Annotated in this window: 8 protein-coding genes; 4 read left to right on the forward strand and 4 right to left on the reverse strand. The window is 51.0% G+C overall.

Going from position 1 to position 9,762, the window contains the following annotated elements; genetic code table 11:
- Both M0974_RS07800 and M0974_RS07805 read left to right on the forward strand, forming a co-directional pair.
- On the forward strand, positions 1-336 hold a 336-nt coding region (locus tag M0974_RS07800; RefSeq protein WP_297834936.1), incomplete at its 5' end, for a DUF4225 domain-containing protein.
- Between the two features lie 524 nt (positions 337-860).
- Positions 861-1,181, forward strand: a complete 321-nt coding sequence (locus M0974_RS07805; RefSeq protein WP_297834938.1) for a hypothetical protein — start codon at positions 861-863, stop codon at positions 1,179-1,181.
- Between the two features lie 1,525 nt (positions 1,182-2,706).
- On the opposite strand, the gene M0974_RS07810 is transcribed toward M0974_RS07805, so the two are convergent.
- The 4 genes from M0974_RS07810 to M0974_RS07825 all read right to left on the reverse strand — a co-directional run bounded on the left by M0974_RS07810 (position 2,707) and on the right by M0974_RS07825 (position 6,872).
- Positions 2,707-3,471, reverse strand: a complete 765-nt coding sequence (locus M0974_RS07810) for an amino acid ABC transporter ATP-binding protein (RefSeq protein ID WP_297834941.1) — start codon at positions 3,469-3,471, stop codon at positions 2,707-2,709.
- Between the two features lie 10 nt (positions 3,472-3,481).
- Positions 3,482-4,579 carry an amino acid ABC transporter permease gene (locus M0974_RS07815; protein ID WP_297834943.1) on the reverse strand — a complete coding sequence of 366 codons (1,098 nt, stop codon included), beginning with the start codon at positions 4,577-4,579 and terminating at the stop codon, positions 3,482-3,484.
- A gap of 10 nt (positions 4,580-4,589) precedes the next feature.
- The gene (locus M0974_RS07820; protein ID WP_297834945.1) at positions 4,590-5,771 is read right to left on the reverse strand and encodes an amino acid ABC transporter permease; all 1,182 of its coding nucleotides are present in this window, start codon (positions 5,769-5,771) and stop codon (positions 4,590-4,592) included.
- 69 nt (positions 5,772-5,840) lie between these two features.
- Positions 5,841-6,872: an amino acid ABC transporter substrate-binding protein gene (locus M0974_RS07825; protein WP_297834947.1), complete on the reverse strand. Its 1,032-nt coding sequence runs from the start codon at positions 6,870-6,872 to the stop codon at positions 5,841-5,843.
- Positions 6,873-7,347: 475 nt separating this feature from the next.
- Between M0974_RS07825 and M0974_RS07830 the strand changes: the two genes are divergently transcribed.
- Positions 7,348-8,004, forward strand: a complete 657-nt coding sequence (locus M0974_RS07830) for an alpha/beta hydrolase (RefSeq protein WP_297834950.1) — start codon at positions 7,348-7,350, stop codon at positions 8,002-8,004.
- A 174-nt stretch (positions 8,005-8,178) separates the two neighbouring features.
- Positions 8,179-9,630: an ATP-dependent RNA helicase RhlB gene (gene rhlB / locus M0974_RS07835; RefSeq protein ID WP_297834953.1), complete on the forward strand. Its 1,452-nt coding sequence runs from the start codon at positions 8,179-8,181 to the stop codon at positions 9,628-9,630.
- The last annotated feature ends 132 nt before the right edge of the window (positions 9,631-9,762 follow it).

The raw sequence follows: 9,762 nt of genomic DNA on the forward strand, positions 1-9,762 counted from the left end.
GCCCATGGATCGAACAATATGTACGAGAGCGGACGAAATCTTCTGGAAGACCGCAACGACACAGAAGGCCTCACTAGAAAGGCGTATCAAACCATAGCAACGGAATTTAACTATAGCACCCGGGACGGGAACATGGCTTATTACTTATCTGACCTAGGGCTATCTGCATACGGCCTACGACGACTAATTATTAAACCAGGAATTTTTAAGCTGTTTAGAACTATACCAACTGATTATATAATGGCATACAAAAGTATGGGAAAGGGCGCCTTACTCTTTGAAACCTATATAGATTATGAAACATTACACCAACTGCACGAAGAGGCTAAAAAGTGACTCCATGGTTTTTCCTATTTTTGGTGATAACCGGGGCAGCTGCCTCCCTATTTTTGAAAAGCTGCCTATCTGGAAATCGGTTAAATAGCAAAAAACTATTTTGCGGAGTAATTTTCAACGGATTATTTGCCATACCTTATATAAATATAATTGAACGTAGCGAATTTTTATTTCTTGGTATTCGACTCGATATCGTTCTAGAGCATCCATCGATCCCTTGGATTGCCTTCGCGGGCCTATTACTCCATCTGTTCGCACTTCCCAGTAAATCCAGTCATGGATGGTGGTTTCCACGAAAACCTACACCCATTGCGATTGATAATTCCGACCCGGAGATATCTTGGAACGTACATCGAAAAAAGATGTTTGAAAACTGGGGAAATAACTCGATAAAAAACCTCATCACCTATGCCCTGTGGATATCATTCAGTCTTTTATTCTGGTTGCCTACGATCCGGGATTGGGTTGCACGCTCTGGATAATTATAGATGCATACCTAAATCTATCAGTAGAAAATAAATCACATGAATAGTATTTTTACACACTCATTAATCATCACGCTTTCAGTGTTATTTTACCTCCCTGCGTTGTGGGCCAGATTTACATTTTCGGCGAATAAATTCTCACCGGGAATTTTTGCGATAGTGGTCGGATACAACATGCTTTTCGGAATTGTACATCAAATATTTTTAGAGGAAGGAACATTGCCATTTATTGGGGCAATCGACAACTCAAATATCGGCTGGCTGTCATGTTTATTTCTTATTGCCCATGCAGAAGCAGTACCTTTTCCATGGACGAGGAAACGATGGTTTTTTATGAAAAAATTTTCCCAAACACCATAATGAAGTAATATTAAGATGATCACATCTGCTTATGATGTATTCCGAAAGGTACGAAAACCCGACTCATGAAGATTATATAGACCCGTGCTAATAGACTCCGTTCGCGCTTACAAACAAGTGATCTGCACTTATCCTAGAAGTTCTTGGTGACGCAATAACTATTGAGCAACTATTAAAAATCAATGCACTACCGATCAAGGACACGTCTCCAACGAAAAATTAATACAATGCAAGCATAATAAATACCAACACCAAACTCACCAACCAATTACATACTCGATCAGCGATGTCAAAGCAGAAATAGACAGATATGAAAATAAAAATACGGTATAGCAGACGAGGAATATTTATTTTTTGGCAAAAATTCTTGTTGATTTTTAGCTGCGCAGGTTTTTACACCGCACTTACTATCTTTTTACTTGAAAAAATTATAGTTCTACACACTGACTCATGGAAATTCTTATCAACAGCACTATTCATATGCTTTATTATAACTGGCATCTACCTAGTTAAATCCCACTTAAAAAAAGCGGAAATCTATATCTATAACCTACGAACCTACGAACCTACTACAGGGCGATCCATGTCTTATAAGTTAGAAATTATATCGCAATACTCGCCAGAAGCAGTACGAGAGAGCAAACCAAAATTTTTCGTGGTCGCCCCAATAAAATTAGCCATCATGATGGTGATGACCTTGGGATTTTATTATTTTTATTGGTCATATAGAAACTGAAAACTGTACAAGGACTCGACAGGCGCCAAAATTTTGCCGTTTGTCAGGGCGTATTTAATATATTTTTTATCTACTCACTTTTTGGGCGGATCAATCACTGCAGTGAGAACTCTGGCCGTAGCGTTGCCTGGTCTTCAAAGTACGCGCCATTGCCTTAGTAGGGTTGCAGTTCTTTGGAATTATCCAGAGTCTGTATTTATTCTTTGAGCTAAGCCTAATTTTGTCTTTGGTTATTCTAGGCATCAGTACAACTTTGCTGATCCGCGCGCAGCGGGCAATCAATTATCTGGAGGAAGATCCCCGAGGTGACGGTAATGCCAAATTTACACCTCTTAACTATGTGTGGATGCTGTTGGGAATTTTGTGGTGGGGTCAAATGCTAGTGGGTGGCATTATTTTAATGGGCATGGCGAACGAAGAGACTCTGCAGCCTACACCCTAGCTGGCCTGCTAAGACGCCGGCAGATCCAACATCACTGATGCCTGACCTACCGCTTTCGCAGGCAAGTCTGCTCACACAGGGTTTTGTGTCGGCCCTTTGGCCAGCTGTATAACAACCAAGGTCCAAAGAAGATCGGCACACACAAACCTTTCGGGTGGGACTGAATCCGGTGGGAGTAAGCTTGCTTGCGAAGGCAGCACCGCTAGTTTCCAGACACACCGCATTTGAAACTCCTTACACACTGACTGTGGGGGTTGCTCTCAAACATAGGATCTCTCACAGATTCACATCACACCCATAAAAAAACCCGAACCTAAGTCCGGGTTTTTTTCACACCACCAAAACCACTAGTGCAGGATCTGGCTCAAGAACAACTTGGTCCGGTCGCTCTGTGGATTATCAAAGAACGCATTTGGTTCTGCTTCTTCAACGATCTCGCCTTTGTCCATGAAGATCACTCGGTTCGCCACGGTACGGGCGAAGCCCATTTCGTGGGTTACGCAGAGCATGGTCATGCCGTCTTCAGCCAGGCTGACCATGGTGTCGAGTACCTCTTTAACCATTTCCGGATCGAGTGCCGAGGTCGGCTCATCGAACAGCATGATTTTTGGCTTCATGCACAGTGCGCGAGCAATCGCCACACGCTGTTGCTGACCACCGGAAAGCTGACCCGGGAATTTATGCGCTTGCTCAGGAATTCGCACACGCTCTAGATAGTGCATGGCGATTTCTTCGGCTTGTTTCTTGGGCATCTTGCGGACCCACATCGGGGCCAAGGTGCAGTTCTGCAGAATGGTCAGGTGCGGGAACAGGTTGAAGTGCTGGAACACCATGCCGACTTCACGGCGGATCGTTTCGATCTGCTTCAAGTCGTTGGTCAATTCAGTGCCATCGACCACGATGCGACCCTGCTGGTGCTCCTCCAGACGATTCAGGCAGCGGATGGTCGTCGACTTGCCCGAACCCGACGGCCCGCACAACACGATACGCTCGCCCTGACGTACGTTGAGGTTGATGTCTTTCAGCACGTGGAACTGGCCGTACCACTTGTGTACGCCTTCCATCCGGATCATGCCTTCGGCGCCCAAAGGCAGTTTGCTCGCTTCACTCATCACAAAACTCCTAACGCTTGTGGCCTGTGTCCAACTTACGCTCCAAATGCATGGAGTAGCGGGACATGCCGAAACAGAAGATCCAGAACACCAGGGCAGCGAAGACATAGCCTTCGGTGGCCATACCGAGCCATTTAGGATCGGCGGCTGCTTGTTTGACGCTGTTGAGCAGGTCGAACAAACCGATGATGATCACCAGACTGGTGTCTTTAAACAGGGCAATGATCGTGTTAACGATGCCCGGAATCACCAGTTTCAACGCTTGCGGCAGAATCACCAGACCCATGCTGCGCCAGTAACCCAAGCCCATCGCTGCGGCTGCTTCGTACTGACCCTTAGGGATGGCTTGCAAGCCACCGCGCACCACTTCAGCCACATAAGCTGACTGAAACAGGATCACCCCGATCAGTGCCCGCAACAATTTGTCGAAGCTCATGCCTTCTGGCAGGAACAACGGCAACATCACCGACGACATGAACAGCACGGTAATCAATGGTACGCCGCGCCAGAACTCGATGAACGTCACGCAAACCACGCGAATCGCCGGTAAGTTCGAGCGTCGACCAAGTGCCAATACCACGCCCAAAGGCAGTGCACCGGCGATACCGACGGTGGCAATCACCAACGTCAACATCAACCCGCCCCACTGACTAGTTGCCACTTCGGTCAAACCAAAGATGCCGCCATGCAGAAGGAAATACGCCACGATCGGGTAGATCACTAGAAAGCTGAACCCGTAAACCGCCTTGCGGGTCATGATTTTCATGAACAATGGTGCGACACCGACGATCGCCAGGATGACCGTCAGGTTTACCCGCCAGCGCAGTTCAGACGGAAAATAACCGTACATGAACTGGCCGAAGCGCTGTTCGATGAACACCCAGCAGGCGCCCGACTTGGTGCAGTCTTCACGAGTAGTGCCGACCCAATTGGCATCGAAAATCGCCCAATGCAGCAACGGCGGGACGATCAGCCAGATCAGGTAAAACGCAAGCAGTGTCAATAGAGTGTTGAGCCAGCCGGAGAACAGGTTGGCGCGCATCCACGCCACAGCACCCACGCTCATTTTCGGCGGTGTCTGGTCGGGTTTGAAAGTATGAGTTGTCATGCGCTTTTCCTCACCGCTCGATCAGCGCAATGCGCTTGTTGTACCAGTTCATCAACAGCGAAATGCTGATGCTGATTGCCAGGTACACGCTCATGGTGATCGCAATCACCTCAATCGCTTGACCGGTCTGATTGAGCACCGTACCGGCGAACAACGACACCATTTCCGGATAACCGATACCGGCCGCCAGCGAGGAGTTCTTCGCCAGGTTCAGGTATTGGCTGGTCAGTGGCGGAATGATCACGCGCAACGCTTGCGGGATAATGACTTTGCGCAGGGTCGGCCCCGGACGCAGCCCCAGAGAGCGCGCAGCTTCGGTCTGACCATGGCTGACCGATTTGATACCGGAGCGCACGATTTCAGCGATGAACGCCGCCGTGTAGACCGTCAAGGCAATCGTCAGCGCTAGCAGTTCCGGGATCATTACCCAGCCGCCCACGAAGTTGAAGCCCCTGAGTTCCGGCATATCCCAGTGCATCGGAGCGCCGATTATCAGCACGTCCAGCGCGGGAATGACCAAAAACATGGCCAACCCGACCCAGAATTTGTGGAAAGGAACACCGGTGGTTTCGAAACGCTTGGTCGCCCAGCGAGACATGAACACGATAGCAACGATCGCCACCACAACGCTGACAAAAAACGGCCAAAAGGCGTCAGTCAGGTTAGCGCCAGGCATGTTCAAACCGCGGTTGCTGAAGAAAAACACACCCGCGAAGTTATGGCTGCCGCGAGGCCCTGGCATCGTCAGAAAGACCGCGAAGTACCAAAACAGGATCTGCAGCAACGGCGGAATGTTACGGAAGACTTCCACGTAAACAGTCGCCAGCTTATTGATCATCCAGTTGGACGACAGTCGTGAAACACCGACGATGAACCCCAGCAGGGTCGCCAGTATCACGCCGATAAACGTCACCAACAGGGTGTTGAGCAAACCAATAACGAAAACGCGCGCGTAAGTGTCCGACTCAGTGTACGGAATCAAATGCTGAGCAATGCCGAAACCGGCGCTGCGATTAAGAAACTCGAAGCCGGAGGTAATACCGCGATGTTGAAGGTTTGTCTGGGTGTTATCAAATAGATACCAACCCATGAAGACCACCGCGACAACCGTGATGATCTGGAATAGCCACGCACGCACTTTTGGGTCGCTGAGGGTAAGCCTCTGCTTTGGTGCGCCGATTTGATTTTGCATGTAGTGCCCCAGGAAAAATGGAACAGACAGTGCTCGGTAACCGTTTAGGGTTACCGAGCACAGGGCCTATCAGCGAACAGGTGGTGCGTATTGGATGCCGCCATTGGTCCACAGCGCGTTCATGCCACGGTCAATTGCCAGAGCGGTGCCCTTGCCGAGGTTTTTCTCGAAGATTTCACCGTAGTTACCGACCTGCGAAACAATCTTCACAACCCAGTCTTTCGGCAGTTTCAAATCTTTGCCGTATTCGCCGTCAACGCCCAACAAACGAGCAACGTCAGGGTTTTTGCCGTTTTTGACCAAATCAGCAACGTTTTTCGACGTTACGCCAGCTTCTTCGGTGTTCAGCAGGGCGTAGCCAGTCCAGCGGACAATTTCCACCCAATCTTCGTCGCCTTTACGTACAACCGGGCCCAAAGGTTCTTTGGAGATGGTTTCTGGCAGTACAACGTAGTCTTTTGGCGAAGCCAGTTTGCTGCGCTGTGCGTAAAGCTGCGATTTGTCGGAAGTTAGAACGTCGCAACGGCCGCTTTCCAGAGACTTGGCGCTTTCGTCAGAGGTGTCGAAAGTGATCGGTGTGTACTTCAGGTTGTTCGCGCGGAAGTAATCGGAAACGTTCAGCTCGGTAGTGGTACCGGCTTGAATACAGATGGTTGCGCCATCCAGTTCCTTGGCACTTTTAACGCCGAGTTTGTTGTTGGCCAGGAAGCCAACACCATCGAAGTAGGTAACGAAGCCAGGAAAGATCATGCCCATGCCTGCGTCACGGGAGCTGGTCCACGTGGTGTTACGCGACAAAATGTCGATCTCGCCCGATTGCAGCGCGGTGAAACGCTCTTTGGCGTTCAGTTGGCTGAACTTGACCTTGGTGGCGTCACCGAAAACTGCAGCGGCAACTGCACGGCAGAAGTCTGCATCGATACCTTGGATTTTGCCCGAAGCATCAGGAACGGAAAAACCTGGCAGGCCATCGCTGACGCCGCACTGAATAAAACCCTTCTTCTGAATCGCATCAAGAGTAGCGCCCGCCTGAGCGAAGCTGCTTACGCCAAGAATTGTTGCTGCAGTCAGTACTGCCAGGGTGGATTTCAACATCTTCATTCAAACCTCCAAGTTTGCTCTTTGTTGTGTAGAGCTTCAGTCCCGTCGCACCCTTGTGAGGCATTACTGACCCGTGTTGGCTTATTTTTGGGTCATGCGACGTAAGACCTGGGCCAGGTTCGTGCGCGAGATCCTCCCGACACCCGATAACCATAGCCCGTCAACCGGTCGAATGGATTGAAGCCCCATGATGTCCGTTGGACCAATCCGGTACAAAACGAACTGTACGCAGAATCCTGATGCATGGATTCATTGCTCACCCCGGCTATACCCACCTGATAGTGTTACCGCCGAGGTAAACGTATTCACTCAGTAGGTTCCATAGCAAAGCCCGTACCAGCATGCTGGCAAAGTCGAATTAGCGACAGGTCAACCCCAAAACTTGTAGTCTTGCGACATCTTATTAACTATTTATTTCTAATGCGCACCGCACCAATGCACTGAAAAAGCGCGCACGCACACTATTGGAGCAGCAATGAGCAACCCACTGATTCTTGAACCCAGCAACACTGCGGACGCCTGCGTGATCTGGCTGCATGGTCTTGGTGCTGACCGCTACGACTTCATGCCGGTCGCTGAGATGCTGCAAGAAACCCTGCTGAGCACCCGCTTCATTTTGCCTCAGGCGCCTGACCGAGCAGTCACTATCAATGGCGGATATAGCATGCCAAGTTGGTATGACATTATCGCCATGAGCCCGGCACGGGCCATAAACCGCGAGGAGTTGGAGGTTTCCACGCTGACGGTGCTGAACCTGATTGAGGCGCAACGCGACAGCGGTATCGACCCGGCAAGGATTTTTCTGGCAGGTTTTTCTCAGGGCGGCGCGGTGGTTTACCACGCTGCATTTTTGCGCTGGCAAGGACCGCTGGGTGGCGTCCTCGCCCTCTCCACTTACGCACCGACTTTCAGCGATGAACTGACCCTTTCCGCCAGTCAAAAACAGATTCCGGTGTATTGCTTGCATGGTAACCATGACGATGTGGTCCAGAACGCCATGGGCCGTGCTGCACATGACTGCCTAAAGGCGTTGGGCGTAACCGTTACATGGCAAGAATACCCAATGGGGCACGAAGTGTTACCGCAGGAAATTTCTGACATCGGGGTCTGGTTGGCAAAAAAGCTGGGGTGACACCCCCGCGGCGACCGTACGAAGCGACCTACAGCGCGCTGTGAAGCCCTGACTTGACACGTCCTGTAGCGCTTTTGGTATGGCACTACGCCGCAAGGGGTTCTTGCTTTACACTGCCCGACGTACATTCCTTAATCAATTGATGAGAAAACCGTGCTCAAAGCACTCAAAAAGATGTTCGGTAAAAGCGAGGTTGTGCAACTCGCGCCCAGCCCTATCGCCTCTTCGCCTGTTACTGTCGGCCCAACCGATAGCGATGTACGGCAACGCAATACCCATCATTCGGCACCTGTCAGCACGACTGTCCAGGGTCACAACACAGAAGTCGTCACCGCAAAAGTCGAACAACCGAAGGCTGAACGTCCTCGTCGTGAACGTGCGCCTAAACCGCCGGTCAGCACGTGGAAGCTTGAAGACTTCGTTGTCGAGCCACAGGAAGGCAAAACCCGCTTTCACGATTTCAACTTGTCGCCAGAATTAATGCATGCCATTCACGACTTGGGCTTCCCGTACTGCACGCCGATTCAGGCAGAAGTATTGGGTTTCACCCTCGCCGGCAAAGACGCCATCGGTCGCGCGCAAACCGGCACTGGTAAAACCGCCGCGTTCTTGATTTCGATCATCACGCAGCTGCAACAGACCCCGCCGCCTAAAGAGCGCTACATGGGCGAACCGCGCGCACTGATCATCGCGCCTACCCGTGAACTGGTGGTACAAATCGCCAAAGACGCGGCGCTGTTGACCAAGTACACCGGCCTCAATGTCATGACATTTGTTGGCGGCATGGACTTCGACAAACAGCTCAAACAACTTGAAGCGCGTCATTGCGACATTCTGGTTGCGACACCGGGCCGTTTGCTGGACTTCAATCAGCGCGGTGAAGTGCACTTGGACATGGTCGAAGTGATGGTGCTGGACGAAGCTGACCGCATGCTAGACATGGGCTTCATCCCGCAGGTTCGGCAGATCATTCGCCAGACTCCGCACAAGGGCGAGCGCCAGACGCTGCTGTTCTCTGCGACCTTCACCGAAGACGTGATGAACCTCGCCAAGCAATGGACCACCGAGCCTTCAATCGTTGAGATCGAGGCCTTGAACGTCGCCAGCGAGATGGTTGAACAGCATATCTATGCCGTTGCCGCCGCTGATAAATACAAGCTGCTGTACAACCTGGTGACCGAGAACAACTGGGAACGGGTAATGGTGTTCGCGAACCGCAAAGATGAAGTGCGGCGCATCGAAGAGCGCCTGGTGCGCGATGGCGTGAACGCTGCGCAGTTGTCGGGCGACGTGCCTCAGCACAAACGGATCAAGACACTGGAAGGCTTCCGCGAAGGCAAAATTCGCGTACTGGTTGCCACCGACGTGGCCGGTCGCGGGATTCACATCGACGGCATCAGCCACGTGATCAACTTCACCCTGCCGGAAGTACCTGACGATTACGTGCACCGCATCGGCCGTACCGGTCGTGCCGGCGCAAGTGGTGTGTCGATCAGCTTTGCGGGCGAAGATGACTCGTATCAGTTGCCTTCGATTGAAGCGCTACTGGGCCGCAAAATCAGCTGTGAAACACCACCGATGGAATTGTTGAAGCCGGTTGTGCGCAAGAGCGCTGTGCCGCTGTAAGAATGCCTTCGCGAATGAATTCGGTCCCACGGTATGAACTGCACCCAAAAAGTTGGACACCCATCTGACTTTTTGGGTGTTTTGCATGAACAGGTATACAGCCTCATTTAAACAGACTGCGATTAAGGCCTA

Source organism: Pseudomonas sp., assembly GCF_026224925.1.
GTDB lineage: Bacteria > Pseudomonadota > Gammaproteobacteria > Pseudomonadales > Pseudomonadaceae > Aquipseudomonas.